Source organism: Paenibacillus senegalimassiliensis (assembly GCF_001486585.1).
GTDB lineage: Bacteria > Bacillota > Bacilli > Paenibacillales > Paenibacillaceae > Fontibacillus > Fontibacillus senegalimassiliensis.
In genome coordinates this window covers 1837977-1863882 of record NZ_LN909046.1, presented here as the reverse complement: position 1 = coordinate 1863882, position 25906 = coordinate 1837977, and the positions used below count along the sequence as shown (strand labels likewise).

Sequence of the window (25906 nt, the reverse complement as noted above, 5' to 3'; positions counted from 1 at the left end):
GTGGGTAAAGGAAGGGTAAAATGATTTTTCTACGATATGAGAATTGGAGGAGTTACCTCCGGTATTATCCCGTAACCTGTTTGATTCTGGCCGCAAACATTGCCATGTTTATCGTCTTGTGGCTGAATGGGGGGTCCACGAACCCGGAGACTTTAGTGAAATACGGAGCTATGGTTGATTTTGGTCCATTCGCCGCGGAGCAGTGGCGGTTATTCACCGCGATGTTCCTCCATAACGGATTCAACCATTTGTTCTCCAACTCTTTTGCCATTTTGGTGTTTGCTCCGCCGCTTGAGCGGATGCTTGGTCACTGGCGGTATGCGCTGCTCTATTTGGGTAGCGGTCTGGTGGGGAACGCAATCAGCATGGGGGTATATCGGCTTGACTCGACTTTACATATCTCTGTGGGAGCCTCAGGGGCTGTCTACGGTGTCTATGGAGCGTTTCTCTACATTGCTCTATTCCAGCGTCAACTCATGGATACGAGCTCGCGCAAGACGTTATACAGCCTGCTGATGGTCGGTGGAGTCTATTCTCTGCTCATCCCGCAAATTAACCTCGCTGCCCACCTTGGCGGCTTGGTCGGAGGGTTCTTCATTTACGGCTTAATCATTCGCTTGTTAAAACGGCGTTGAACCCAGAGATTGTAAATGGTACATTAAATTTATAGTAATGCCAGCCCTAATTCCAAGGCTCGTAGCAAAAGCGAAATGGAGCGATCAGACTCGTGGAATTGAGACAACTGCAATACTTTGTGAAAGTGGCGAGGAAAGAGCATGTCACACAGGCCGCCGAGGAGCTGCATGTTGCGCAATCGGCGGTGAGCCGGCAAATTCACCAGCTTGAACAGGAGCTGGGGGTGAGCCTGTTTATGCAGAAGGGCAGAAATCTTCAGTTGACTGCTGTAGGACAGTTGTTCTGCGGCCGAGTAGAGTCGGTCCTGAAGGATTTGGACCGGGCCGTTAATGAGGTGCACGAATTTCTGGACCCCGAGCGGGGAGAAATCAGGCTCGGGTTCCCCAATAGTCTTGGCATTCATATGATTCCTAGTGTAGTGGCGGAGTTCCGCAAGCTGTATCCGAATGTGAAGTTTCGCTTCAAGCAGGGCACTTATCCTACGCTGATTCGGGATACTGTGGCCGGAGAGATCGATTTGGCTTTTATTTCCCCTTTTCCGGAAAATCATGATCAGGTTACGGGGAATGTGATGCTGACCGAGGATCTGGTGGCGATCTTGCCGCCGGGCCATCCTTTGGCCGAAGAGCAGAGCATCAAGCTCAGCCAGTTGAAGGATGAGAAATTCATTTTGTTCAGCAAGGGGTATTCCTTGCGTCCCATTGTTTGGCAGGCTTGTCTTGAGGCGGGCTTCACGCCCAAGATTGCCTTCGAAGGGGAGGAGACGGATACGATCCGTGGCTTGGTGGCTGCGGGAATGGGGGTAAGTCTTCTTCCGGAGATGGCTTTGTTTCAGAGCTTTACATTACAGCCGGTTCGAGTGCGAGTATATGAACCGAAGGTAACGCGGACGATCGGTCTGATTCACCGCTCGGATGAGAAGTTACCGTTAGTAGCGCAATCATTTCGGGTGTTCCTGCTGGAGTATTTCGGTCTTCAGGTGGATACGCCGCCGCACTAGATCAGTATTCTTTTTTGTAAACGCTATCTTACATTTGATGATGTATCTTTGGAGTAACAAAAAAGCTGCCAGGCCCTCGAATTCGGGGAGCCTGGCAGCTTTGTGTTTCTTCCGACTTTACGTGATTTTAGCTTAATTAATCGCGATTCCCTGCAAAAATCAGGATGTAGCGAAGCAGTTCCAGCAGGGAGATCAGAGCAGCCGCTACATAAGTTAATGCAGCCGCATTAAGCACTTTACCTACCCCGCGGGATTCATCATGAGTGACAAATCCTTGGGAGACCATAATTTTGCGGGCTCTGCTGCTGGCGTTAAACTCTACCGGCAGAGTAACCAGTTGGAACAGCACAGCGGCTGAGAAGAAGATAATACCTAATCCAATCAGGTTGAACGCATTAAATATAAAGCCGGCAATCAACAGGAAAGGGGCGATACCGGAAGCGAAATTGACAACCGGGAACATCCGGTGACGCATGACCAGCATCGGGTATTTCTCCTTATGCTGAATGGCATGACCAACCTCATGGCAGGCTACAGCTACAGCAGAGATGGAGCTTTCATAATAAACAGGTTCTGATAAACGGACGACGCGATGAATCGGGTCGTAGTGGTCCGACAATGTGCCGCGTACCGGTTCAATCGGCACATCGTACAGGCCGTGGGCATCCAGCATCCGCCGTGCAGCATCGTGGCCGGTTAAGCCGTACATATTTTGTACTTTCGCCCATTTGTTAAAAGTACCCTTGACCCGGAACTGAGCCCACAGGGAAAGCCCGAAGGCCAGTAAAATCGGGATTAACATGACGTCTGAATACATGAATCATTCCTCCAAGTTATCAATTGAATTGAAATCGTGCCTGCATTATGATCGACAGCAACCAAGCTAAAGGCCAGTTACGCCAGTCTATGAGAAGGGACTATTGTTCATGAGCACGCGGATCGCTTCCACACAAGCCAAGCTCTTGGGCAGCAAGTGAGCAAAAGCCCGCTGGGCCTGCTTAGGCTGCATATTGGAAATAAGGGGCTCGAGCTCCTTCACTTCCCGTTCTAGTTGCTGCATGTGGAGCTCTAGCGAACTCAATCTTTCAGAGACTTGTTCCTCCGGCGTCACTCGTTTCCACAAGTCTAACTTCTCGCGGATCTCATCCAACGTATATTTCTCTTGTTTCCATTGATTAATACGTTGCAGCCGGTTCAAGGTTTCAGCGCTGTACAGACGGTAGTTCTTCTGGGTCCGCTTCTCGGGAGAGACAAGCCCTAGCTTGGTATAGTAGTCTATCGTACGTTCACTGACGGCGGCGGCTTTGGCCAATTCTCCAATCCGGTACAGTTTCGTTACTCCAATGACATCACCTCTCCTGCTTGCTAAGAGTCCAATTACTTATATTTATATTCTGTTCTTTTATGATACTGAACAATAAGTGTACAGTCAAACGTTACGCTTTACTTTTATTAGTAACTATAAAGGTTTTGTGTTTAAATATTACATACAATGTTACAATAAGTGCAAATAATCACTTTTTTTCAAAAAAAGTATTGTCATATCGCTTATTTTCGTCTTATAATCACCTTAACAATTCATTTTGTGTTAGGTAACTTAACATTAGGGGAGTGTTAAAGGATGAAGAAAAAGTGGCTCTACGGTTTAGTGGTGTTTCTAGCAACATTCTCGTTTCCGGTATCGGCTTTTGCCGCTGAAGGTGAGATCAGCAGCTCGGTACTGGAACTGGGACTTAACTCCTTGTTCGTGTTCGTAGCAGCAATGCTCGTCTTCTTTATGCAAGCGGGGTTCGCCTTGCTGGAGGCAGGGACGGTTCGGATGAAAAATGCGGGTCATGTAGCTGGTAAAACGGTATTGACCTTGGGTATTTCAATTCTTGCTTGGTGGCTGTTTGGCTTCGGCTTCGCCTTTGGCGACGGTAACAGCTTTCTGGGGACAACAGGATTCCTCTTCGGGGGAGAGGGCGACATTGGTTCGTTCAGCGTCTTTGCCGAAATTGGCGTACCGCTTAATCTGATGTTCCTGTTCCAAATGGCTTTTGCCGCTGTATCACTGGCGATTGCCTGCGGGGGGATGGCTGAGCGGGCGAAGCTTAGCGTTTATATCGTATTCGGAATCATCTTCGTCGTTATTATTTATCCAATCGTAGCTCACTGGGTATGGGGCGGCGGATGGCTTGGCAACCTTGGTATGCAGGATTACGCGGGTTCCACGGTGGTTCACTTAACAGGTGCAACTGCAGCTCTGGCGGCGACGCTTCTGCTCAAGCCTCGTCTTGGTAAATACAATAAGGATGGAAAGCCTAACAGTATTCCGGGTCATAACCAAGTGTTGACGGTACTGGGTGTAATTATCCTGTGGATCGGTTGGTTTGGCTTTAACCCAGGTAGTGCCTTGACACCGCTTGGTGATGGATTCTTCGGCTACGTGCTGATGACGACGAATCTGGCCGCAGCCGCTGGTGCAGTTGCCGCCTTGCTGATCTCTTGGGCTGTCATGGGCAAGTCGGACATTCCAAGTATGCTGAACGGTGTACTGGCCGCTCTCGTAGCCATTACTGGCTCCTGCGCATTCGTTGATGCATGGGCTGCTGTTATTATCGGTGCGGTTGCCGGTATCTTAACCTTCTTCACAGCAAGATGGTTTGAGCGTGCTGGTGTGGATGATCCGATCTACGCCTTCTCTGTACACGGGATTGCCGGTGTATGGGGCGCGATTTCTACAGGCTTGTTCGCAGCACCTCGTCTGGTAGAGACGACTGGAGTTGGGGCGCCGGGCTTGTTCTATGGTGGTGGATTTGGACAATTGGGCGTGCAATTGCTTGGTGTTATCGGAACCTTCGCCTTCGTACTGGTGCTGTCCTTCCTGATCCTTGGCGGCATGAAGTGGCTGATGGGTCTGCGCGTCACGGAAGAGGAAGAAACCATGGGTCTGGATATCAGCGAACACGGTACCTATGGCTACCCTGAGCAAATGAATCTCTTGAACAAGAACGGGGTCTCCGCTGATTAAGGGAATCGCAGGGTAGAGAAACATTTCCGGGCGCTCATCCGGGAATAAGAAAGGAAGTTGGGACATGAGTCACGATACGGCCATGAATAACGAGCGTTTGTCAGCGGTCCGCTTGGCTTCTTCTCCCGCATTGCTCAGGACGGCCAGGATCGATGAGCAGAACCGCCTGTACGCCAAGCTGACCTCCACGCCCATCCGGGCATGGAACATGGAAGCTTCGGAACTGCATGATGCGGTCATGACCCAAGCGTGTCAACTCGGTGAAGATGCAATGATTCAGGAGGGCCTCGGCCCTCCTCCTTCTTATTATGCTTTCATTGCCTTTGGTAGCGCAGGACGGGCGGAGCCAACCTTGTGGAGCGACCAGGATAATGGCTTGATTTATGGTGGGGATAATACCGAGCAGATTACCTCCTATTTTGAACAGTTCGGCATCAAGCTCTCGGCCATTTTGGAACATGTCGGATATCCCTTATGCTCGGGAAATGTGATGGTATCCAATCCGCTATGGCGAGGCAATCTGCAGACTTGGGCGAGACGGTTCATGGGCTGGCGCGACATACTGGCCTGGGAACAAGTCCGTTACTTGATGATCGCTTCGGATATGCGTCATATCTGCGGAGATGTAAGCTTGTATTCGTCCCTGCGACGGACGCTCAAGGAAATTATGGAGCTGGATCAAGGTATTCAGCAGGATATGAATGCAGCGATTTTGCGCAATACCGTGCGTCATAAGGCCGCGTTGAATATTTTGGGGCAGGTCATTACAGAGCCTACCGGTGAACATGCCGGAGATTTTGATGTGAAGTACGGGATGTACATTCCCATAGTTAATGCGGTGCGTTATCTGGCCCTGCAATACGGCATAGAGTCGTCCTCAACCTGGGAACGAATCTCTCAGCTCTACCAGCTCGAAGCGGTACCACCCCGGTGGATGGAGTCTTGCCGGCGCGCCTTTGATACGGCGGTCAAGTTAAGGTCAATGGTTCCGCCGACCCTCGAAGACGGCATGCTGACGGGAACCCACTATTTGCCGCAGGAAATGCTGAAGCAGAAAGAGATACGGCGAGAACTGCGGGAATCTCTCAGTACCGTAAGGTTAATGTATCGGACGCTTCAAAGGCAGCATCGGTATGCGGAAAGGAAAGGACTATGAAAGAGCCAATGAAGGGAAATGGTGGGTTTTGGGATGTCTTGAGAGGGGGAGGGATGTCTCCGAGAATTGCATCCATGCTAGGTGCTCCCAGCGCGCAGCAAATCGCGTTCGTTCGGTCCTTGACCAAAGGACAACGACGTCCGGAGACACTCCATGTTCCATTGACCCAACTAAAAACGGCAGTCTTCGATTTGGAGACGACAGGGTTTCATTACCACTATGGTGATGAAATTTTGTCCTTTGGAGCGGTGAAGGTAGAAGGAGTAGCTCCTAGCGAAGAGACCTATTACTCATTGGTGAAACCGGTCTGCTCTATCCCTGAACGCATCGTAGAGCTTACGGGCATTACGGAGGAAATGACCGAGTCTGCTCCTCCGCTGTTGCAAGCCTTACGTGAATTCATGGCATTTGTTGACGACCGGGTGCTGGTGGCACATGGAAGTGCCCACGACAAGGCGTTCCTGGACGTGGCCCTTTGGAAAACGACCAAAGCGCATCTCGGACACCGTGTTCTGGATACGATGATGATTGCCCGTAAGCTGGAGCCGGATCGGAAGATCGCGGGGCTGGACGATTGGCTGGAGGTCTATGGCATTCCAGTTACCCAACGTCACCATGCCCTGGAGGATTCCAAAATGACAGCATCTTTATGGACGGCCCTGGTTGCTCGTTTAACTGATTGCGGCGTCATTACGCTGGGTGATCTCTACACCTTCTTAAGCAAAACGTAAAAAAGCAGAAATAATACGCTTAAATATTACAAGCCGTCCGGACTAAGGGCGGCTTGTTGTTTGCTTGTGGTTTGAATCTTCAGTCTGATTGTAAAAATTCGTTAAAAAAGGGTACAATAATAGACGTAAAGCGAGAAGTTCAGGAAAATACAACGGACATAAGAGGGACAACACAATGAAGCGAAACCGATGGATTTGGGCCGCATTGCTCATATTGCTGGGCGTGGCAATCATGGACCGGGGGGTTCAGGAGGGCTGGTGGGCCGGATTCGGCGAGAAGGATAGCTCGAAGACGGAAAGCGAAGGCACCTCACTTGCAGCTTTGGCTGCTGCCGAAGGCACACCTAAGCCGGGGACCGAAGTTCCCTCATTTAGCCTGACTGGTATGGACGGAAGTGAGTATAAGGTTGGAGGTAAGCGGGATAAGGTGCTGCTCTTGAACTTTTGGGCATCCTGGTGTGGACCTTGTAAAGACGAGGCACCTGATCTGGTCTCGCTTGCCGGGAAATACAAGGATTCACTGGATATCTATGCGATCAATGTGACGCAATACGACCAGTTGGAGGATGCCAAGAAGTTTGTAGAAGATTACAGCCTTACGTTCCCTGTGTTGATGGACCGGGGTGAAGAGGTGTTCCAGGGATTTGGCGGAAGGGCCTTCCCCACCAATGTGCTCATCGACAGGGAAGGAGTCATCAGGGAAGTAATTCTTGGTGCGCTGCCTGCGAAGGAACTTGAAGCTAAGCTCAAGCAGATTATAGAATCGTAAGAACAGGGATGTTCCGCCGGGCTCACGATAAGCCTGAAGGAACATCCCTGTTTTTATTATGCAAGTTTTTAAAAAAATAAAATGATAACTTGACCCGATGCTGTCAGGTTATAGTCAGTACAATTAGAACAATGCAGTAATCAAATAACTTAAATCTTAATAAGAGAAGGAGAATAATATGAATTTACAAATACCAGAAGTTGTTAAAAAATACTTCGAGGCATCCAACTCCTATGATCGAAATCTGCTTGCCAAGTGCTTCGCAGAAGAAGCCATACTCTATGACGAAGGACAGACTTATCATGGCCAGGCTGCCATAGAGACACATATAGTAGAGACAAACAACAAGTTATTGGTTAAAACTGATGTTACAAATGTTGTAGAAAAGAATGGAGAGACCATTGTCACTGCTACAGTTTCCGGCAACTTTGACGGAAGCCCGGTCCCGCTTGATTTTTATTTTACTTTGAACAGTCAGAAGATCTCCTTGTTGAGAATCGTCTCAGCAGGGTAGTTACATTAGTCTTTGTACTTGGCAAAGTTCAAGTCAGTGATTCATCAAGCCCCGGCCAGCAGAAGGGATTTCTTCGTAATCAGCCCGTTTGGTCTGCCCCAGCAGGGCATAGCGGATACTGTCGACGAGAGCCTCCCAACTGGCTTCAATTACGTTACTTGATACACCTACTGTGTTCCATGAATTCTCGATATTCTGAGATTCAATGAGTACCCGAACCTTGGAGGCGGTGGCGTCCTTATCATCAAGCACACGCACCTTATAATCGGACAGATGCATATCCTTTAATCCCGGGTAATAAGTGATGAGAGCTTTGCGCAGTGCATTGTCAAGTGCGTTAACCGGTCCGTTGCCCTCGGCGGCAGTGTAGATACTGTTGCCGTCGATGTTCAGCTTGACGAAAGCTTCGGAAACGACCGGACGGTCTGCTGCCTTCTCCACCAGCATTTTAAAGGATTCGAACACAAACAATTCTTTCAATTCGCCATTAGCCTGACGAAGCAGCAGTTCCAAAGAGGCATCAGCACCTTCGAACTGATAGCCCTGATGCTCCAACTCCTTGATCTTGGAGATGACCTCACGCGTGTTCTCGTTAGCAGGATCAAAATGAATGCCCATATCCTGTGCCTTGGAAAGTACATTGCTTTGCCCGGCCAGTTCGGACACGAGCACTCGCTGACGATTTCCCACCAGTTCTGGTGCGATATGCTCATACGTTCGCGAGTCGCGTCGGATGGCGGAGACGTGAATGCCGCCTTTGTGGGCAAAAGCTGCTGTGCCTACATAAGGCTGGTTGACAGGCATGTGGACATTCGCGATCTCGCTAATGTAACGCGCTGTGTTGGTCAGTTGTTTAAGGCCTTCAGGTTCAAGCACTTCATAGCCTAGCTTCAATTGCAGACTAGGGATGATGGAGCACAAGTTGGCATTGCCGCAACGCTCGCCATAACCGTTCATCGTTCCCTGAATCTGGCGGGCACCCGCCCGAACGGCACTAATTGAGTTGGCCACCGCAAGTTCGCAGTCATTATGCGTATGGATGCCAAGTTCCGAGGTGGTGACGATTCCGGCCAGCACGCTTACGATGTCATGTACTTCATGGGGCAAAGTGCCTCCGTTCGTATCACACATGACCAGCCAGTCAGCTCCGGCTTCTTCCGCCTTGCGCATGACGGCCAACGCATATTCCGGATTATGCTTGTAGCCGTCGAAGAAGTGCTCAGCATCGAAGATGACTTCAAGCCCTTGATGCTTCAAGTAAGCGATGGAATCGTATATCATGGCCAGGTTCTCTTCCAGCGTGGTTTGCAACGCGGTGTGCACATGGAAGTCCCATGATTTGCCGACCAAAGTCGCCGCTTGCACTCCGGCTTCCAGCATCCGGTTCAGGTTGGCATCGTGTTCGGCCACACTGTCTTTCCGGCGGGTACTGCCGAAGGCCGTGAGCTTGGCTTGCAAATTCAGTTCCTTGACCCGCTTGAAGAATTCTATATCCTTCCCGTTGCTGCCCGGAATTCCGCCTTCAATATAATGGACACCAAGCTGGTCCAGCTTCTTGGCGATCTTGAGCTTGTCGTCCGCGGACAAGCTGATTCCCTCGCCTTGAGTGCCGTCACGCAAGGTAGTATCGAAGATGGATAAAGCTTTTGACATGATCAAAGCGTCCCCCTTTGGTTGTTCTCAGCATTAAAGCACCGTTTTGTATAATTTCTTATTATAGCATCTGCCGCTTAAATGTCACACGCTTTTTGCAAGCGCAAGCAAGACCGGGCTTTATGTTGACCGGATATGTGGAGAAAGGTATGCTGAAGGGAACAGTAACCTATCATAAATGAGGGGAAGCCATTGACGAATCCTGCGGATTATTACCCCGCCCGGGGAAGGGTCATCCTGCATGTCGATATGAATGCTTTCTATTGCTCGGTGCATGAAGCAGAAGAACCGGCAAAGTACCGCAACCAACCTACGGCCGTCGCTGGCAGTGTGGAGCTGCGCAAAGGCGTGATTGTAACCTCTTCTTATACCGCCCGAAAAATGGGGATAACCACCGGAATGACCGTTACCCAAGGGTTGAAGCGTTGCCCTGGACTTATCATTATTCAGCCGGATTTCCATCTATACCGTAAATATTCACGGGCATTCATGGATATCGCCTACGAATATACGCCAACCCTGCAGGCCGTGTCCATTGATGAGTGCTATCTGGACATTACCGGCTCCAAGCAGTTTGGTACTCCTCCGCAAATTGCTAGCCAAATCCAGCAACGTATTCATGATGAACTGGGTCTACCGTGCTCCATCGGCATCGCCCCGAACAAACTGCTAGCGAAGATGGCTTCTGATATGAAGAAGCCAAATGGCATTACCGTGCTGCGGATTCGTGATGTGCCGGGACTGCTCTGGGACAAGCCGTGCCAAGATTTATTTGGAATCGGGAGAAAGACAGCCGAGAAGCTGAAGAAAATGAAAATTTATACGATTGGCCATCTGGCTGCAGCGGACGAACGCAAGCTGATTGAGAGGTTCGGGGTGGCGGGCTCCTGGATGAAGCGAGCGGCCAACGGATTGGACGATTCCCCGGTTAGCGATGAGCGGGAGAAGAATAAGTCGATTGGACACACCACAACGTTGCCTGCTGATATCAGTAAGATGGAGGATGTGCAGCGCGTTATGCTGAACCTGGCAGATCAGGTCGCTAGGCGGCTCAGACGACAGGAGCTGATGGCCCAAACGGTGCAGATTACAATACGAACTCCCGATATGAAGACCATCACCCGTTCCCAAAGCCTGGACACGGTAACCGAGCAAGCTGAGGACATCTACCGGGAGGCCTGCGAATTGTACCGGCGTCATTGGCGTGAGGACAAGCCCGTGCGGCTGCTGGGGATCACACTGCAAAATCTGGTCTCCAAAGAAGATTCCGCGCTTCAACTGGATCTATTCGACTATGAGCAGCAGCCAAAGAAGGAATCTCTCACTCGCACGATGGATATGCTAAGGGATCGGTTTGGAGAACACGCAGTGTTGACGGCTGGTATGCTGACGGATGATCCATCGGCCTTGATCCGAAATCATCGGCGACGCGGAACCTCGCTGCAAACCGACTTTCTTCATGAAGACCGGGACAAGAACGAGCAGGAACCGGATTGATGCAGTTTAGGAATTGGAATAATACGGAAAACGCATTGAAATTGTAAACTATTTATATTATATTGGTCATGGTGACATACGCACCGGACTCGTATTGTTTATTCAGGAGGCAGATAAGAAATGGCAAAATATACTTGGGTTGAGAAAGATACTTGCATCGCTTGTGGTGCATGCGGCGCAACCGCACCAGATATCTATGACTATGATGATGAAGGTTTGGCTGAAGTGATTTTCGGAGAAGACGGCAACCGTGGGGTTACCGATATTCCTGACGACTTGCATGATGATCTTCAAGATGCTTGCGATGGCTGCCCAACTGATTCCATCAAGATTGCAGACGCTCCATTTAACAAAGAAGGCTAATCCTACGGCATGACCGGATATAGAAGCCGCCCCTCACACCAAAGTGAGGGGCGGCTTCTTTGCGGTAAGTAGACCCTGCCTGACAATTAGGTCATAAGTAGCAAAATGGGCAATTCCTAGCGATTTAGGTCAGCAACGCTCCTTGATTTGCCGATATAATAGCTAACGAAGTTCATTTTGCATAGCGTTGTGATGGAGGGAATTATGGGGGATTTGGCTTACCTTAAAAAATATGTGGAGGACCATCCTAACAATAAAATGGCCTGGTATCTGCTAGGCAAGGAATATGAAGCAAGTGGTCAGGAAGGGAAGGCGCATTATTGCTATATTCAAGCCGGCAATATCTATGAAGCCTTTGAAGCCAGCAAGATGCCCTCGCCGGAAGAAGTCTTGCCGGGATATGAGGCGGGACTGGCGGAGGAGAAGCATCGGCGGCAGAAGCGTAGCGGGTTTGTGCGCAAGCTGGCTTTAGCCCTCCTCTTGCTGTTGCTGATACACATCCCGTCTGCACATGCGCCGGGAGATGGGCAGGTAGTCCAGGCTCCGGTCCCTCCTCCGGCGGCAGAAGTTCCAGTCGAGGTGCCGCCGAACGTAGAGGACCCGCCTGAACCGGACGAGCCGCCTGCTCCACCGGTCGTAATCCGTGGGCCGGTATTCACCGCCACGGGATATGGAGGAGGCAGTGACCAGCGGCAACAGGCTGGATTGTCCAGCTTGCTGGCTTTGCAGCAGCAAATCGGTACGAGCTTACCTTATGCGGTGGTGCTTGGCATGGAGCCGCTAGAGAACTACCTGGTATGGACCAAGGAGATGCCGGTTGTCGTCGCTTTGGAGGAGGATGCGGGAAGTGGTCAGACGACGCTTCAGTCCTATGACCGGGAGGCTTGTCTCTGTACGCCGCCAGACCCTTCCGAGCTACAGGCTGCTGCATCGGCATGGATTCCGGAGCAGGAATCGCTTGGCGTGCTAAGCTCGGCCATGCTTCATTACAAGCAGGCGAAGGGGCAGTGGCCGGAAAGTCTGAAGACCTTGGCCGGTTCTTATCCTAATAATTGGATTGCCGGCACAGATGAAGTGATGGAGCAAGCCTTCGAGCCGCTGCTAGCCCAGCTTGGGGGTTCAGCCTCTGGGGAAGGACAACCTGGGGAAGAAGGAGAAGCTTCAGCGATATTGGCAAGCGGTATGGCTCCCGGGCAGCCCCCGTATTTTAGTGAGCCCCTTGAGATTATCATCGACACGGACAATTATAAATTAGCCCTCGTCAGCGGTGATAAGCTAATTCGCAGCTATACGGTGGGCTTGGGCGGAGAACGGACACCGGAGGGGACCTATGCGATCTCGGAGAAGGTAGTGAATCCGAACGGAAGAGATAATGGGGAATTTGGCAGCCGGGGCATGCAACTGTCGGATACCAATTATGCGATACATGGGACCAATGAGCCGGATAGTATCGGCAAGGATGAGTCGCTGGGATGCATACGGATGACCAAGAAGGATGTGGAGGAGTTATTTGATCTGGTGACGAAAGGAACGAAGGTGACGATCGGGAAGGGGATTTTACCGACGCTGGAGAGCGTCCCGAAGGAGCGTTTTGCCCTGGGGCACAGACAGGATCAGACCAATCCCCACCGTACTTACCGTTGGTTGGATTAGCTAGCGGATCTTAGGTGACAAGCAGAAGGACGACGGTTGCAACAATCAGGACGCCGATAATGGACATGGACCAGATTAGCGCCCTTTTGTTGACCTCGTCCTTTTTGTGCTGGAGTGAAGGCGGTTTACGTTTTGTCGACATATTGCATTCCCCTCTCTAACGATCTGCAAAATCCAAATAGAGATATCTTTCCTTATATTGTAACTGCTTTCATTTTGGAATACCATCCCTGGATTTGGTGATTTACTTTGCCTTGAGGTTAAACTTTTCTTTTGAAGCAGAAACGGCTAAACTGGTAATAGTAAAATAAGGCAAGTGCAGGGAACGGAGTTGAACGAGAAGACGTGTTATATCGCTTATTAGGAAAGCCGCTATTCTTCCGGATGGACCCGGAAAAAGCGCATCATCTGGTTATTGACGGATTACATACTGCTGGCCGCATTCCTGGTGGAGTGTCCCTGTTGCGCGGAATGTATGGCGTGCAGGAAACGCCGGAACTGGCTATGGACTTATTTGGACTACACTTTCCTTCTCCGGTGGGCCTGGCTGCCGGTCTAGATAAAAATGCTGATGCGGTACCCGGCTTTTCAGCGGTAGGGTTTGGCTTCATGGAGGTTGGCACAGTGACCCCGGTAGGTCAACCCGGCAATGAGCAGCCCCGGCTGTTCAGACTTCCGCCTGATGAGGCACTGATCAATCGAATGGGATTCAATAATCAGGGAGCGGAGGCGATGGCGGGGCGGCTTCAAGCTCTAAGGTCACGTCCGATCCCGATTGCGGCTAACATCGGCAAGAACAAGGTTACGCCAAATGAGCAAGCTTTTCAGGATTATGAAAAGTGTATCTCCGCCTTGTATCCTTACGCGGACTTCTTCGTCGTGAACATCAGTTCACCGAATACGCCGGATTTGCGTAAATTGCAGCATGGCAGCGAACTGGGGACGTTGCTTGCGGCGGTGGTCCGTCAGATGGATGAGGAAGCGAAGCGCCATGGCGGAGCGAAGGCGGTGCTGGTCAAGATTGCTCCCGATGTGAGCGATGGTGAATTGGAATTCATGGTCGATACCATTCAACGCAGCGGAGTATCCGGATTAATTGCTACCAATACGACGCTGTCCCGCGAAGGCATAAGTCATCAGAATGCTAAAGAGACCGGGGGACTGAGCGGACGTCCGCTGGCGGCTAGATCAACGGAGATCATCTCCAGGGTCTACGCGCAAACGGGCGGCAACTTGCCGATTATCGGCTCCGGCGGGATTTTTACTGCTGAGGACGCCTACGAGAAAATTCGCGCCGGCGCAAGCCTGGTAGAAATATATACAGCGATGATTTATGAAGGACCGGAAATTAATCGCAAGCTTCATCGCGGGCTTCAAGAGCTGCTGCGGCGCGACGGGTTCAAGCATATCTCCGAGGCGATAGGAGCATCGCACCGTTAACGGGCTTTTTTAGCCTGCGTATAATGACAGGAGGCACAAGGATGGACAGTAGGGATTGGAAAACATTTTTGCTTCCGTACGAACAAGCCGTTGAAGAGTTGAAGGTTAAATTTAAAACGATGCGCTCCGAGTTGAAGAAACGGGAAGAGTACGCCCCAATAGAGTTCGTGACCGGCAGGGTTAAGAAAATATCCAGCATTCTTGATAAGGCAAAGCGGCTGGATGTATCGCTTGATGACCTGGAGACCGGGATCGAGGATATCGCGGGCATTCGCATCATGTGCCAATTTGTGGAGGATATTCGCAGGGTAGCGGAATATATTCGCATGCGCAAGGACCTCAATGTGTTGTACGAGAAGGACTATATTACGAATTTCAAGGAGAGCGGTTATCGCAGCTTCCATATGATTGTCGAGTATCCGGTACAAACCGCGCTCGGACAAAAGGTTGTTCTGGCCGAAATCCAAATTCGCACGCTGGCGATGAATTTCTGGGCTACCATTGAGCATTCCCTGAACTATAAATATCGGGAGAGCTTGCCGGACGAAATGCGCAAACGGCTGAAAAAGGCGGGAGAAGCTGCTTTTGTACTCGATAATGAAATGTCCAGCATCCGCCAGGAAATCTTGATTGCGCAGAAGAGCTTCGAGGACGATGCCAACATTGTGTCGTCGCTGCTTGCGGCCATTCACCAGCTTTATTTCTACCACCTGGTCTCGGAGGCCATCGATGCCCAGCGCCGATTCAATGAATTGTGGGAAGTGAAGGACTTTGAAGGCATCAAGGATTTGCTGGTGGGCGTTAAGGGGCTAATCAAGCAATACAAGAAGGTGGAGGAGCCCGGCGATGAGCTATGAGCCGCTCTATGTGGCGTATCTCGTATATTTCAATCGGGACCGGGATTACTTCGAATGCCATGAGGTGCTTGAAGAGCTGTGGCTGGAACAGAACTACGATCCGCTATATAAAGGGTTGCTTCAAGTGGCTGTGGGCTTGTTCCATGCGCGGCGAGGCAATCGGCTTGGTGCCAGGAAGATGTTAGTATCGGCCTTGGAGCGTCTTGGGCCCTATCCCGAACATGTGCTTGGCATCGACCTGGGTCAATTGCGCCAGGATACGGAGCTGTATGTGCAGCAGCTTGCGGATGGGGCGGACTCGCCTTTCAAATATTATGACTTAACGATTAGGGTGCTGGATGCAGAGCTGGCCGAAGCTGTGAATCAAGCTGCTACGGAAATTGCTCCTAACCATCCGCAGCAGCAGAAGCCTCAGCGCGGGCCCAAGCATGCGGAGCGGCTCTACAAGCTGGAGCAAAGAAAAGCAGGACCACTAAGCGAATAATGACTCGTCTTTCCTGACTCGGGGAGGCGGGTTTTTTCATGAAAATCACAAATGCCTTGCAGGGGCTGCTATGGTACAATAGCATTGTTTTTATTTAGTCTGCACAGATTGGATGGTACAAATATGGCGATACAACTGCCGATAGTCTTTATAGAGCGAATGCGGGAGCTGCTCGGGGAGGAATTTGCTGCCTTCCTGGCCTCTTACGAGGAGCCGCGCTACGCCGGAATACGCATAAACACGCTTAAGATTGGAGAGGCGGCATTCCGGGAGCGAATCCCTTATGAATTAAAGGGAATTCCTTGGTGTGAAACGGGCTACTATGTGGATGAGGCAATCAAGCCCGGGAAGCATCCTTATTACCATGCGGGACTGTATTATATACAAGAACCAAGCGCCATGGCGCCGGTGGAGCTATTGGAGGTCACAAGCGGAGATCGGGTACTGGATCTGTGTGCGGCTCCGGGTGGGAAATCCACGCAAATCGCCGGTAAGCTACAAGGAACGGGCTTGCTTGTAACGAATGATATCCATGCGGAGCGCACGAAAGCGTTAGCCAAAAATATTGAGCTCTGCGGGGTACGGAATGCGGTCGTGCTAAATGAGTCCCCAGAGCGAATTGCCGAATCCTTCCCCTATTACTTCGATAAAATTCTGATCGATGCTCCTTGCTCGGGAGAAGGGATGTTCCGCAAGGATGAGGATATGGCTCGCTTGTGGGAGCCGGCCTGGACCTTGAAGTATGCCGCCATGCAGCGGGAAATTCTAAGCTCGGCGGCTGCGATGCTGGCTCCGGGTGGCCGAATCGTCTATTCCACTTGTACGTTCGCCCCGGAAGAGGACGAGATGATGATCGCGGAATTCTTGCTCTCCCATCCGGAGTTCCAAGTGGTTCCTCTGGCCAGAGACAACGGGATTGCGCCAGGACGGCCGGAGTGGCTGGGAAGACAGGAGAATGGACAAGCCTTCCCGCCTGATGTGGTCAGGCAGACTGCAGGCTGCGGTCGGCTTTGGCCACATCAAGTAGCAGGCGAGGGACATTTCTTCGCGGTGCTGGAGCGGATAGAAGGCGGAGAATGGCCGATTACGGCTGAGAAGATGATGAATACCTCGGAAGAGGTACCGGTAAGCACGCGGGGGAGAAGAACGCCCCGTCCTGTGCGCCGGTCGCGGCATGCGGCCGGCGCACAGGACGGGAGCGATCGCCACCAAGTGGATGAACAGGAAGTGCTGGAGAGTTGGTACAGGTTTGCCCGGGAGCAGCTTGCTGCACCGTTCATGGGGGAACCCTTATTATATGGAGGAAATGTGTATCTGTCCCCGCTGACCAAGGAACGTCTTGAAGTGCTGAAGGTAGTCAGACCAGGCTGGTATGTTGGTACGGCGAAGAATGGGCGCTTTATCCCGGGCCATCCACTGGCTACGGCATTACGTCCGGAGGAAGCGTTGCGGGTTCTCCATCTCTCGGGAGAGACTGGCGAGGCTATACGCTACTTGAAGGGGGAGACGCTCACGGTGGAGGCGGAACGTCTTCAATGCCGTGAGGGAGCTAACCTTAAGGGTTATACCTTGGTTGCTGTGGACGGATACTCGCTGGGTTGGAGTAAATGGCAGGATGGACTGCTTAAGAATGAATATCCTGCCGGGTGGAGGTGGACGTAAGCATGAGTGGCGGTAAGAAGACGCAACGATTGGATAAAATATTGGCGCACCTTGGTTACGGTACCAGGTCGGAGCTTAAGAAGCTGGTCAAGCAAGGCAGAGTCACTTGCGGTGGCAAGGTAGTAAAGGATAGTGGACTGCAATGTGATCCTATTGCGGATGTCATTGAACTGGACGGAGAGCGGATCTTCTACCGTGAATTTGTCTATCTGATGCTGCACAAGCCGCCGGGAGTAATCTCGGCTACAGAAGATGCGCGGGACCGCACGGTGCTGGACTTGCTACCAGTGGACTTTCAAGTGTTCTCTCCTTTTCCCGTCGGACGGCTTGACAAGGATACGGAAGGGTTATTGTTATTAACGAATGATGGGCAATTGGCCCATGATCTGTTATCTCCCCGCAAGCATGTACCCAAAACGTATGAGGCTCACGTGCTCGGACATGTTGGGGACTTAGAGGCGATACGCTTTCGTCAAGGCGTTACGCTGGACGATGGCTATATGACTTTGCCTGCCGAACTGGAAGTATTGGACCATAGTATATCCGAGGAGGGCGTACGGAGTTCGCTAATCCGGCTTACCATCTCCGAGGGGAAATTCCATCAGGTCAAGCGAATGTTCGAAGCGGTAGGCTCACAGGTAACTTATTTGAAGCGCTTGTCGATGGGACCGCTTGTGCTGGATGAGACCTTGCCCCTCGGAGAATTTCGGGAATTAACCGCGGAGGAAATCGAGGCGCTGCGTACTTACAAAAGGGTTGCGAAGGATATCCTTGCGGGAAATGAGCGGCTTTGATAGGGTTGTAGTAAGACATATAAAAGATTATCCAAATACACCTAAGGAGACCGTGGAGATGAAATACAAACTGATCGCTTTGGATGTAGACGGAACGCTGATTAATGATGACCACGAGTTATCACCAGGCACCGTGGAGACCATACGGGCCATTGCTGCCCAAGGTACGGAATTTGTGCTGTGTACCGGGCGTGCTCCGAGAAGCTCAATTCCTTATATGGAGCAATTAGGGCTGGATGGTTATGTCATTACTCATAATGGAGCGGCTACGGTAGATGTGAAGACCCAGGAAATCGTCCATCAATTTGCTATGAATCCATTCGGACTAGAGCCTTATATGGATTATTGCCGCAAGCATAAGGTGCATTTTGACATCAATACGACCTTTGGCATTTTCGTTGAGAATGCGGCAGGGTTAAGTCAGGAGGCGCTGGCTTTGTACCGTCAATTTATGATAGATGCGCCGCAGGAGCTGCCGCTCTGGGAGCAGTTAGAGGACCCGATCGTTAAATTCACGATTGCGGGAAGCATGGATGAACTCGACCATATATATTCGGAGTGGAGCCTGTGGACACAGGAATTTAACATGCTGCGCAGCGGCGATTTCTTCATCGATTTGATGCATAAGGAGGCCTCGAAGGGGGCTGCGCTACAGAAGTTAGCCGAAAAGCGGGGTATTCCTGCGGAGCAAGTGATGGCTATCGGCAATTACTATAATGATTTGACGATGCTAACCTATGCCGGATTAGGAGTCGCTATGGATAACTCTCCGCTGGAAGTGAAGGCGGCGGCGGATGCTGTTACGGCTTCTAACAATGAGGAAGGTGTAAAGCTGGCATTGCAAAGGTATTGCCTTGAAGAGCAGCTTCAGTAAGGAAACGAAGACAAACGAAGACACTAGTAGAGAGAGGATCGGGGGGTTATAGGAGCTCCGGTCCTTCTTGGCATGAGCCTACGAAGCAGGTTGAAAATAACCATTGACATAATTAATCCCTAGTCTTAAGATGGGATTACAATGAATATAGGTTGATCGATAGCTCAGCCTATAGCATCAACTGCACACGGATAAATAAGAATTGATCTACTGGACAGCCAGAGATTCAATGGGCGCTTAACAGCGCTTGTTGAGTCTTTTTTTATTATCCGGAGAAAGTGCCAGTCATGAAGTGAGTAACTACATAATGGAAAGGAAAGGTGACCTAATGAAGAAAACCGCGATACTTCTCATTGCTTCGGCGTTCTTATTCTCAGCAGTAACTTTTGCGGCGGTATCTGCCAATAAATATGTCCGTGAGGGAGAGGCGGCCAAATCGAACTCCCCAGAGCAGAGTGTGGAGTCCAACTTATCGGCTGAACAAGACGGCAAGGCGGTGGAAGAAGTCGAAGACAAGCAACAGACTGAACTGGCTACTTCTACTAAAGAGACAGCAACCAAGCCCGAGCAAGAGGTACAGCAGCAAGCCGGGCAAGGAGAAGCTACCACCGGTTCAGTGGCAACATCCACGGAGGAGAAGACACAGGCAGACCAGCCTGCTTCGACAGTAGAAACAGCTACCCAGTCTACTGCACTGGCCAAAGAGAGCAAGACCGAAACATCCAAGACCAGTCCGGTGGCTACAGCACCAAGCAGCACCAAGACGGTAAGCAATAATTCGGAGAAGGCGGCTGCGGCGCCAGCTACCTCTGCTGCCAAAGCTTCTGAGCCGGCCAAGACGAAGGAGGCTGCAGCCACCACCTCGTCCGTGACCGACAAGCAGGAGGCCAAAGCCCCAGCCCCGGAAGCAACCAAGGAACAGCCAAAGGCATCAGCAAGCCCTAAGGCAACCGAGGCGGCAGGCTCTGCCCCGGCTAGTTCTCCTAAAGCTCCAGCAGCGGTACAGACGGAAACGCCGGCCCCGGCAACAGCACCGGCCGCTCCATCGCCGGCTCCAGCTTCTCCATCGACCTCTTCAGACTCAGATGAAGATTGCTGATCCTGCTTCAATTTAAAGTTAACAAGTAATAGTTAAATTATTGGGAGAGAATGAGGGGAATATATGAACAAATTTACGCAAATTCAGAGAACAACAGCATGGTTATTGGCATTCTTATTGGTGGTTCCACTTGTCTTCTCCGGTGTCGCTGGTGCTGCCTCCGGTAGTCAAGCCAGCGTGGTAACGCCTACGAATGATTTTAATTATTTCGCCCAAGTATATCCTCGTCTGAATGACTCTAATCCGGTCTTCAAAACGGCGACCTATGAGGATATTGCTTATGTATTTGAGAGCGAGGGTAACTTTGCCGTGTTGATTGGAGGAGCCTGGAGCGAGCAGACGCAGGCAACTATTGGCTTGATTAATGAAGTTGCCAAGGAGCAGGGAATCAAGACCATCTATAACTTTGATACCAAGCTGGATGGAGCAAGTCTGGATATTGCTGATACAGGCAATGCCTTCGCATACAAGTATGTAGATCTCGTAAATAAATATTTTAAAAATTTAAGCCTATACGATCAGCGTACTCCAGATAATAGTGTCAGCTATACAAAGGAAGACGGATCTGTGGTTGCCGCAGATAAGATCAATTCCCCGTTCCTGTTTGTTTACAATAAGGATCACAAAGGGGAGGATGGGAAGCCGGCCCCGGTGGTAGCTTACTTGAACGAGCCGAAGGTTTGGGAAGATTTCCTGACTAACGGAGCGGTGGATACCACGAAAACAACGGCATATAAGGAAGCGGTCAGGGAAGTGCTTGGATCAGCTTCCAATTATGTGACCATCAATGAATCTGATTATATTAAGGAGGCATTTAACCGGAATTATGCGGGAGAGAATGCCGGCCAGATTATTTTCGAGGAAACAGATCAGGATTTAATTTACGAGCATGTGACCTATCACCAGTTGCGTCAAATTCTTGAGCATGAAGGCAACTCGGTCATCCTGTGGGGTGGCTCATGGTGCCCGAATACGCAAGCGGTCATCAAATATATCAATGATTACGCTGCGAGCCATGGAAGCCGTAAAGTGTATTTCTTCGATACGAAGCTCGATGGCGGTCTTAAGGTAGCGGAGCCCCATAATAATACAGGTGGCCCGCGAGGAGAGAATCCTCACAACACTGAGGACCTGCAAATTCGTACTACCGATCACCCGTATGCCAAATTGTATGTGGACTTGGTTAACACTTATCTGACGAATATTATTACGCAAAATAATTCCGCAGAGGAACCGCGGACGATTGATTACACCAATAGTGCGGGGAAAGTCATCTCCGGTGACCGACTCCAGGTTCCGTACCTGTTCGTCTACAACAAGGACAATAAGGATGCGGATGGCAATCGTGCACCTATTCTTGGACATATCGAACTGATGTACTCCTGGACGAATATTCAACCAGATTATTCGAAGGAAGGCGAGGAATTCCCTGTAGGGGCAAGATATCAGAACTTCGCCAAGGCGCTGGATGCTTTATATAGCAGATTGGAAGCTACGCCATCAGGCGTGCAGGCTGTGAAGGCCAGTTCCAAGGAGAGTGCGGACGGCCAAATTACCGGAACTTCCGCTGCTCTGGAATACAGGTTGTTAGGTGAAGTGGAGTTTACGAAGGCTACAGGCTCCTCAATTACCGGATTGACGCCGGGAACGTATGAAATTCGTTATGCGGCTAAACCGGGATACCAAGGTCCAACAACCAAGGACGGAGCAACCGCCATCTCTTATGCTCCGGGTCAGGCGATCCAATTAACGATTCGGTCAGGTGAATTTGTGGATGTAGCTACGGATGCCTGGTATTACCCGGCAGTGGAATTCCTTACCTCCCGCAATATTGCGTCAGGAACGGATAATGAACACTTCAGTCCTAATGCCAAGTTGAGCCGGGGACAATTCGTGGTCTTGCTTCTGAAAGCTTATGGTATTGCCCCGGAAGCCGAAGGGGCAGACAACTTCGCTGATGCAGGAGATGCTTATTACAGCGGTTATCTGGCTGCTGCCAAGAAGCTGGGTATTGCCGGAGGAGTGGGGGACAACCGCTTTGCTCCGGAAGCAGATCTGTCGCGTCAGGATTTGCTGGCATTGCTGCATCGTGCCCTGGAGGCTCTGGGTAAGCTTCCAGCCGGTACGGTAGGAACAGCATCAGGTAATCTGGATCAATATAGCGATGCCGATCAAATCGCAGATTATGCCAAACCTGCATTCGAGGCTTTGCTTGCGGGAGGGGTAATTACAGGTAGCGAAGGCAAGCTAAATCCACAGCAATTATCGACTCGTGCGCAGGCTGCACAAATCTTGTACAATTTACTGTCGAGATAACGAAAAAGGGTTGTAGCAGAAAGAGAGACAGGGATAACGATCCCAAGCAAAAACGAAGAGGCCTGCAAAACCACAATACAGTGGGTTTTGCAGGCCTCTTCTTTGCTTTACGAGTTTGCGCCACGCTCAAAAAAATGAGCGGAAGAATCCCGAAGGATTCTATCCGCTCTCGAAGGCATTCCGTTAGACCAGAATGGCGCGGGAAATGATAACGAGCAAGATGAACAGCACCAGAATGGCTCCGGTTGAAGTGAAGCCACCTCCATAGATTTCACCCATTGTTATTCCTCCCTTACATCAGGATAGGGTTCCCGTATTTCACGAGATACCGCATTGTATGCCGCCCGGCCATTCCTGGTCCGGGCTTTTAACGGGTGAGGGAGAAAACGGGCGGGGCTGGTTCGAAAATAAATTAAAACTAACAGGAGAAATTCCAGTTAAAAGTCCGTGTTCAAAAAGTCGGTTTCGTAAATATGAAGCCGGAAGCAGTGAACGGGAACTTTTCCAGTTAGTCTTGTGACAAGCCCAAATTGTCTCATGGCTTGGACCAGCTTGAGGCGCCCGCTAAGCGCAGCCCCTTGGGCAGATGGTTCTTGAGTTGACCGCCGCTGGCTTTGCCCCAGCCAAGCGGGTAGTAGTCATCGCCGCAGGCGATGGTGACCAGGTGCCAGCCGCGCAAGTCCGGCGGCACCTCCAGGGTCTCGCCACGCAGAAAGGCGTCTGCGGCGGGAGAGTCCTCGCTAAGCGTCCATAGACGCGAGGCCGCTTCCTGCGCGCTGAGTGCCATCGCCAGCGCGTGAGCGGGCTGGAACCGGCCCTTGCGAACGTCGCCGAGATGAAGTCCGGCGCGGGGGACCTTCAGGCCGGTGAGTTGCTCTGGCGACAGCGACAGGCTGCGGCTTGTCGGCAGCAGGTAGAGCGCTTCGCCGAACAAGAGCGGGGTGCTGCTGACCGCCTCCTGTTCGGGCTGGAAGGCGGGAAGTTCCTCCGCAGCCCAGGCACGGAAGGCCTCCCAGGCTGCGATGGTGTCCCGGCCCGCAGGCCCGTGCTTACGGCTTTGGCGCGGCCCGCGGCCTTGCTCTCGCCCGTGCTTACGGCCGCCTGCGTTTTTCTCGCGAGCCAAACGTCCTGCCGCTTCCGGTTCTACCGAGCTGCGGGTATTGTCGCTGCGCACGCCTACGCGCAGAGCAGCACGTTCTCCGTGGCTATCCCCGGCTTCCTGGGCGTCAGTGATGCGTTCAAGCAAGGCGACGTAATGACCTTCGCCTTGCTCCAGGTGCGGCCACACGCGCTTCTCCACAATCAGGTGCAGGTATGAGTGCTCCGCGAGCAGCCGGGCGATCGTCTCCTCGTTCTCCCGCCGGTTGAAGGTGCAGGTCGAGTAGGCAAGACGTCCTCCCGGCTTCAGCATAGCTACCGCATCCTGCAAAATATCCCACTGACGAGAAGCGCATAACTCCACTGAATCTGGCGACCACTCGGCAATGGCATCCGGGTCTTTGCGGAACATGCCTTCCCCCGAGCAAGGGGCATCGAGCATAATCCGGTCAAAGGCCAGCGGGAACCGCGCTGATAAGGCAGGTGGCGTTGCCTGGGTAACGATGGCGTTACGAATGCCAAGGCGCTCCACGTTCTCGGCCAGAATTTTGGCCCGTTGCGGGTGGATTTCATTGCTGATCAGCAGGCCTTGCCCTGCCAGCTTGGCCGCAATTTGAGTTGTTTTGCCACCGGGAGCCGCCGCCAGATCAAGCACGGTATCACCCGGCTGAGGGTCCAGTAGCTCAACGGCCGACATGGCGGAGGGCTCCTGAATATAGTACAGCCCGGCGGCATGATAGGGATGCCGTCCCGGTCTTGTCACCTCTTCGTAGTAATACCCGGCAGGGCACCAAGGCACCTCGCGCAAGTCAAACAGTTCTGTAAGCTTGCGCTCTGCTGTGGAGCCGGGGGCTACCTTCAATGTATTAAGCCGTAACCCATAGGTACGGGAATCGTTATAGCTATCCAGAAAAGCCTTCGCAGACGCTGGGCCAAGCATGGCCTGTACAGCCTCCTTGAAGGCCTCCGGGAGTGGTGGATGAATCATGAATGATCAGAGCTCCTTCCAAATAAGACGGCTACAAATTCTACTTCAGCAGTGTACCATATTGTTTTTTATTCTCAAAAGGGGAATGGATGTTCCACCCTGGCTATGGCATAATGGAAAAAGAAGCAAATGTTGCGTGTAACCTGGTTCAATTAGAACGACAAGCAAAGGAGAACCTCTATGAAATTGCTGCAGGCTTTATTTTTCCCGCCGGAACAGCCCGGGGGCGTATCTTCAATGATTCCTCATCTGCAAGACCGGTTTAACCCTCCTCATTGGGAGATGGAATTATTCTCCTTGCCGAAGCGGATTCGCTCGAAGGGAAGCGACCATGTGGAATTTCATACCTTCGATTGGCAGCAATACGGAGAGAGTCCCATCGTTCAGAAGTATGTTCAGACCTACCGTGATTACCTCTGGTGGACGAAGCTCAGAATCAAACAGCCTTATGAACTGATTCATTCTCATCATCCGATTGCGGGACTTGCGATGAAGGAGGTATTCCCGGCAACACCATTGGTCCAAAGCATCCACTCCAGTTATGAAAGGGAGCTGATTCTGAACGGACGGATCAAGGAGAACGGGCCGGAGCACCGTTTCCTGACCTCATTGTATGGGGAACTGGAGCACCGCACAGATCGGTTGTTTACCGTGTCGCAGTCCTTTGCTGAGTATTTATCCCCTTATGTGCAGCATCCTGAGTTGATTGGGGTCATTCCTAACGGGTTTGACGAGAAGCGATTTAAGCCTGTTCCTCATGAAAATGAGGTGGCTCAACTGGTCACGGTCTGTCGTCTGGTGCCAGCCAAGGGGCTGGACACCCTGTTCCATGCTTGCGCTGAGTTGAAGAAGCGTGGCCATAATTATGTGCTGCATATTATCGGGGACGGACCGATCCGTCAGGAATTGGAGCAACTGGCACAGAAGCTGGGGATTTATGATGAAACTATTTTTTATGGTTATACCTTGCATCCGGAGGAATTCATGCCCTTCTTCGATATCTTCGTACTTCCTTCCCGGGCGGAGGCATTTGGGTCCGTATTTGCTGAGGCGGCTCTTTGCAGCCTGGCACTGGTCGGTACAGCCACTGGAGGGATTGCCGAGCAGATTGAGGATGGAATGAACGGGCTGCTGGTGCCACCGGAGGACCCCGTGGCACTTGCTGTGGCCCTGGAGAAGGTCATCGTCGATCCGGACTATCGGTATCAACTGGCTCGCAGTGGTTCGGAGAAGGCAAAATCCCAATATTCACTCAATCGTGTAGTCCATGAACTGAAGACATTATACCTGCAATTCAAATAAGGGAGAG

Annotated in this window: 25 protein-coding genes; 19 read left to right on the top strand and 6 right to left on the bottom strand. The window is 51.4% G+C overall.

Annotated elements, in window-relative coordinates:
• Positions 1–20: 20 nt before the first annotated feature.
• Entirely contained in the window at positions 21–635 is a 615-nt protein-coding gene (locus BN3279_RS22695) for a rhomboid family intramembrane serine protease (protein WP_059054216.1), read from the top strand.
• Between the two features lie 92 nt (positions 636–727).
• Positions 728–1636, top strand: coding sequence for a glutamate biosynthesis transcriptional regulator GltC (locus BN3279_RS22690; RefSeq protein ID WP_059054214.1), 909 nt, complete (start codon positions 728–730; stop codon positions 1634–1636).
• Positions 1637–1772: 136 nt separating this feature from the next.
• Here the strand turns inward: BN3279_RS22690 and BN3279_RS22685 are convergent, their stop codons facing one another.
• Positions 1773–2453 carry a zinc metallopeptidase gene (locus BN3279_RS22685; protein WP_059054213.1) on the bottom strand — a complete coding sequence of 227 codons (681 nt, stop codon included), beginning with the start codon at positions 2451–2453 and terminating at the stop codon, positions 1773–1775.
• 87 nt (positions 2454–2540) lie between these two features.
• The gene (locus BN3279_RS22680) at positions 2541–2981 is read right to left on the bottom strand and encodes a MerR family transcriptional regulator (RefSeq protein WP_059054211.1); all 441 of its coding nucleotides are present in this window, start codon (positions 2979–2981) and stop codon (positions 2541–2543) included.
• 276 nt (positions 2982–3257) lie between these two features.
• Here BN3279_RS22680 and BN3279_RS22675 point away from each other — a divergent pair, with 276 nt between their 5' ends.
• The 5 genes from BN3279_RS22675 to BN3279_RS22655 all read left to right on the top strand — a co-directional run bounded on the left by BN3279_RS22675 (position 3258) and on the right by BN3279_RS22655 (position 7819).
• Positions 3258–4649 carry an ammonium transporter gene (locus BN3279_RS22675; RefSeq protein ID WP_059054209.1) on the top strand — a complete coding sequence of 464 codons (1392 nt, stop codon included), beginning with the start codon at positions 3258–3260 and terminating at the stop codon, positions 4647–4649.
• A gap of 64 nt (positions 4650–4713) precedes the next feature.
• Positions 4714–5805, top strand: a complete 1092-nt coding sequence (locus BN3279_RS22670) for a DUF294 nucleotidyltransferase-like domain-containing protein (RefSeq protein ID WP_059054207.1) — start codon at positions 4714–4716, stop codon at positions 5803–5805.
• On the top strand, positions 5802–6536 hold the full coding sequence (locus BN3279_RS22665; RefSeq protein ID WP_059054205.1) for an exonuclease domain-containing protein: 735 nt from the start codon (positions 5802–5804) through the stop codon (positions 6534–6536). The genes BN3279_RS22670 and BN3279_RS22665 overlap by 4 nt, the downstream gene beginning before the upstream one ends.
• A gap of 175 nt (positions 6537–6711) precedes the next feature.
• Positions 6712–7305, top strand: coding sequence for a TlpA family protein disulfide reductase (locus BN3279_RS22660; RefSeq protein ID WP_059054203.1), 594 nt, complete (start codon positions 6712–6714; stop codon positions 7303–7305).
• A 178-nt stretch (positions 7306–7483) separates the two neighbouring features.
• Positions 7484–7819 carry a nuclear transport factor 2 family protein gene (locus tag BN3279_RS22655; RefSeq protein ID WP_059054201.1) on the top strand — a complete coding sequence of 112 codons (336 nt, stop codon included), beginning with the start codon at positions 7484–7486 and terminating at the stop codon, positions 7817–7819.
• Positions 7820–7852: 33 nt separating this feature from the next.
• Here BN3279_RS22655 and cimA read toward each other — a convergent pair whose 3' ends face one another.
• Positions 7853–9472, bottom strand: a complete 1620-nt coding sequence (cimA, locus tag BN3279_RS22650; RefSeq protein ID WP_059054199.1) for a citramalate synthase — start codon at positions 9470–9472, stop codon at positions 7853–7855.
• A gap of 192 nt (positions 9473–9664) precedes the next feature.
• On the opposite strand from cimA, the gene BN3279_RS22645 reads away from it, so the two are divergent.
• From BN3279_RS22645 to BN3279_RS22635, 3 genes are all read left to right on the top strand, one after another.
• Positions 9665–10969 (top strand): DNA polymerase IV, encoded by a 1305-nt coding sequence (locus BN3279_RS22645; protein WP_059054197.1) that lies wholly within the window; start codon positions 9665–9667, stop codon positions 10967–10969.
• A 120-nt stretch (positions 10970–11089) separates the two neighbouring features.
• Positions 11090–11332 (top strand): ferredoxin, encoded by a 243-nt coding sequence (locus BN3279_RS22640; RefSeq protein ID WP_059054195.1) that lies wholly within the window; start codon positions 11090–11092, stop codon positions 11330–11332.
• 192 nt (positions 11333–11524) lie between these two features.
• Positions 11525–12985 carry a L,D-transpeptidase gene (locus tag BN3279_RS22635; RefSeq protein ID WP_232436912.1) on the top strand — a complete coding sequence of 487 codons (1461 nt, stop codon included), beginning with the start codon at positions 11525–11527 and terminating at the stop codon, positions 12983–12985.
• 10 nt (positions 12986–12995) lie between these two features.
• Here the strand turns inward: BN3279_RS22635 and BN3279_RS24400 are convergent, their stop codons facing one another.
• Positions 12996–13127 (bottom strand): hypothetical protein, encoded by a 132-nt coding sequence (locus tag BN3279_RS24400; protein WP_262362546.1) that lies wholly within the window; start codon positions 13125–13127, stop codon positions 12996–12998.
• A 203-nt stretch (positions 13128–13330) separates the two neighbouring features.
• Here BN3279_RS24400 and BN3279_RS22630 point away from each other — a divergent pair, with 203 nt between their 5' ends.
• The 8 genes from BN3279_RS22630 to BN3279_RS22595 all read left to right on the top strand — a co-directional run bounded on the left by BN3279_RS22630 (position 13331) and on the right by BN3279_RS22595 (position 22511).
• Positions 13331–14425, top strand: a complete 1095-nt coding sequence (locus BN3279_RS22630; RefSeq protein WP_059054190.1) for a quinone-dependent dihydroorotate dehydrogenase — start codon at positions 13331–13333, stop codon at positions 14423–14425.
• A gap of 41 nt (positions 14426–14466) precedes the next feature.
• Positions 14467–15282 carry a GTP diphosphokinase gene (locus BN3279_RS22625; RefSeq protein WP_059054188.1) on the top strand — a complete coding sequence of 272 codons (816 nt, stop codon included), beginning with the start codon at positions 14467–14469 and terminating at the stop codon, positions 15280–15282.
• Positions 15272–15766 carry a DUF309 domain-containing protein gene (locus BN3279_RS22620; RefSeq protein ID WP_059054186.1) on the top strand — a complete coding sequence of 165 codons (495 nt, stop codon included), beginning with the start codon at positions 15272–15274 and terminating at the stop codon, positions 15764–15766. The genes BN3279_RS22625 and BN3279_RS22620 overlap by 11 nt, the downstream gene beginning before the upstream one ends.
• 123 nt (positions 15767–15889) lie before the next feature.
• Positions 15890–17428, top strand: coding sequence for an RsmB/NOP family class I SAM-dependent RNA methyltransferase (locus BN3279_RS22615; RefSeq protein ID WP_059054184.1), 1539 nt, complete (start codon positions 15890–15892; stop codon positions 17426–17428).
• Between the two features lie 2 nt (positions 17429–17430).
• Positions 17431–18222, top strand: a complete 792-nt coding sequence (locus BN3279_RS22610; protein WP_059054182.1) for a pseudouridine synthase — start codon at positions 17431–17433, stop codon at positions 18220–18222.
• 58 nt (positions 18223–18280) lie between these two features.
• Positions 18281–19096 carry a Cof-type HAD-IIB family hydrolase gene (locus tag BN3279_RS22605; protein WP_059054180.1) on the top strand — a complete coding sequence of 272 codons (816 nt, stop codon included), beginning with the start codon at positions 18281–18283 and terminating at the stop codon, positions 19094–19096.
• 328 nt (positions 19097–19424) lie between these two features.
• Positions 19425–20195, top strand: coding sequence for a prolipoprotein diacylglyceryl transferase (locus tag BN3279_RS22600; RefSeq protein WP_059054178.1), 771 nt, complete (start codon positions 19425–19427; stop codon positions 20193–20195).
• Between the two features lie 63 nt (positions 20196–20258).
• The gene (locus tag BN3279_RS22595) at positions 20259–22511 is read left to right on the top strand and encodes an S-layer homology domain-containing protein (protein ID WP_059054176.1); all 2253 of its coding nucleotides are present in this window, start codon (positions 20259–20261) and stop codon (positions 22509–22511) included.
• Between the two features lie 183 nt (positions 22512–22694).
• On the opposite strand, the gene BN3279_RS24105 is transcribed toward BN3279_RS22595, so the two are convergent.
• Together BN3279_RS24105 and BN3279_RS22590 are read right to left on the bottom strand one after the other, a co-directional pair.
• On the bottom strand, positions 22695–22790 hold the full coding sequence (locus tag BN3279_RS24105; protein WP_198343589.1) for a sporulation protein YjcZ: 96 nt from the start codon (positions 22788–22790) through the stop codon (positions 22695–22697).
• 256 nt (positions 22791–23046) lie between these two features.
• Positions 23047–24597, bottom strand: a complete 1551-nt coding sequence (locus BN3279_RS22590) for an RsmB/NOP family class I SAM-dependent RNA methyltransferase (protein WP_059054174.1) — start codon at positions 24595–24597, stop codon at positions 23047–23049.
• Positions 24598–24777: 180 nt separating this feature from the next.
• Between BN3279_RS22590 and BN3279_RS22585 the strand changes: the two genes are divergently transcribed.
• Entirely contained in the window at positions 24778–25899 is a 1122-nt protein-coding gene (locus tag BN3279_RS22585; RefSeq protein ID WP_059054173.1) for a glycosyltransferase family 4 protein, read from the top strand.
• Positions 25900–25906: the final 7 nt, after the last annotated feature.

Excerpts from the sequence above, each read along its gene's own strand:
- BN3279_RS22660 (WP_059054203.1), top strand. The coding sequence starts at position 6,712 with ATGAAGCGAAACCGATGGATTTGGGCCGCATTGCTCATATTGCTGGGC.
- BN3279_RS22635 (WP_232436912.1), top strand. The coding sequence starts at position 11,525 with ATGGAGGGAATTATGGGGGATTTGGCTTACCTTAAAAAATATGTGGAG.
- BN3279_RS22665 (WP_059054205.1), top strand. The coding sequence starts at position 5,802 with ATGAAAGAGCCAATGAAGGGAAATGGTGGGTTTTGGGATGTCTTGAGA.
- BN3279_RS22620 (WP_059054186.1), top strand. The coding sequence starts at position 15,272 with ATGAGCTATGAGCCGCTCTATGTGGCGTATCTCGTATATTTCAATCGG.
- BN3279_RS22610 (WP_059054182.1), top strand. The coding sequence starts at position 17,431 with ATGAGTGGCGGTAAGAAGACGCAACGATTGGATAAAATATTGGCGCAC.
- BN3279_RS22590 (WP_059054174.1), bottom strand. The coding sequence starts at position 24,597 with ATGATTCATCCACCACTCCCGGAGGCCTTCAAGGAGGCTGTACAGGCC.
- BN3279_RS22675 (WP_059054209.1), top strand. The coding sequence starts at position 3,258 with ATGAAGAAAAAGTGGCTCTACGGTTTAGTGGTGTTTCTAGCAACATTC.
- BN3279_RS22685 (WP_059054213.1), bottom strand. The coding sequence starts at position 2,453 with ATGTATTCAGACGTCATGTTAATCCCGATTTTACTGGCCTTCGGGCTT.
- BN3279_RS22695 (WP_059054216.1), top strand. The coding sequence starts at position 21 with ATGATTTTTCTACGATATGAGAATTGGAGGAGTTACCTCCGGTATTAT.
- BN3279_RS22595 (WP_059054176.1), top strand. The coding sequence starts at position 20,259 with ATGAACAAATTTACGCAAATTCAGAGAACAACAGCATGGTTATTGGCA.
- BN3279_RS24105 (WP_198343589.1), bottom strand. The coding sequence starts at position 22,790 with ATGGGTGAAATCTATGGAGGTGGCTTCACTTCAACCGGAGCCATTCTG.
- BN3279_RS22585 (WP_059054173.1), top strand. The coding sequence starts at position 24,778 with ATGAAATTGCTGCAGGCTTTATTTTTCCCGCCGGAACAGCCCGGGGGC.
- cimA (WP_059054199.1), bottom strand. The coding sequence starts at position 9,472 with ATGTCAAAAGCTTTATCCATCTTCGATACTACCTTGCGTGACGGCACT.
- BN3279_RS22600 (WP_059054178.1), top strand. The coding sequence starts at position 19,425 with ATGAAGAAAACCGCGATACTTCTCATTGCTTCGGCGTTCTTATTCTCA.
- BN3279_RS22655 (WP_059054201.1), top strand. The coding sequence starts at position 7,484 with ATGAATTTACAAATACCAGAAGTTGTTAAAAAATACTTCGAGGCATCC.
- BN3279_RS22615 (WP_059054184.1), top strand. The coding sequence starts at position 15,890 with ATGGCGATACAACTGCCGATAGTCTTTATAGAGCGAATGCGGGAGCTG.
- BN3279_RS22605 (WP_059054180.1), top strand. The coding sequence starts at position 18,281 with ATGAAATACAAACTGATCGCTTTGGATGTAGACGGAACGCTGATTAAT.
- BN3279_RS22670 (WP_059054207.1), top strand. The coding sequence starts at position 4,714 with ATGAGTCACGATACGGCCATGAATAACGAGCGTTTGTCAGCGGTCCGC.
- BN3279_RS22640 (WP_059054195.1), top strand. The coding sequence starts at position 11,090 with ATGGCAAAATATACTTGGGTTGAGAAAGATACTTGCATCGCTTGTGGT.
- BN3279_RS22625 (WP_059054188.1), top strand. The coding sequence starts at position 14,467 with ATGGACAGTAGGGATTGGAAAACATTTTTGCTTCCGTACGAACAAGCC.
- BN3279_RS24400 (WP_262362546.1), bottom strand. The coding sequence starts at position 13,127 with ATGTCGACAAAACGTAAACCGCCTTCACTCCAGCACAAAAAGGACGAG.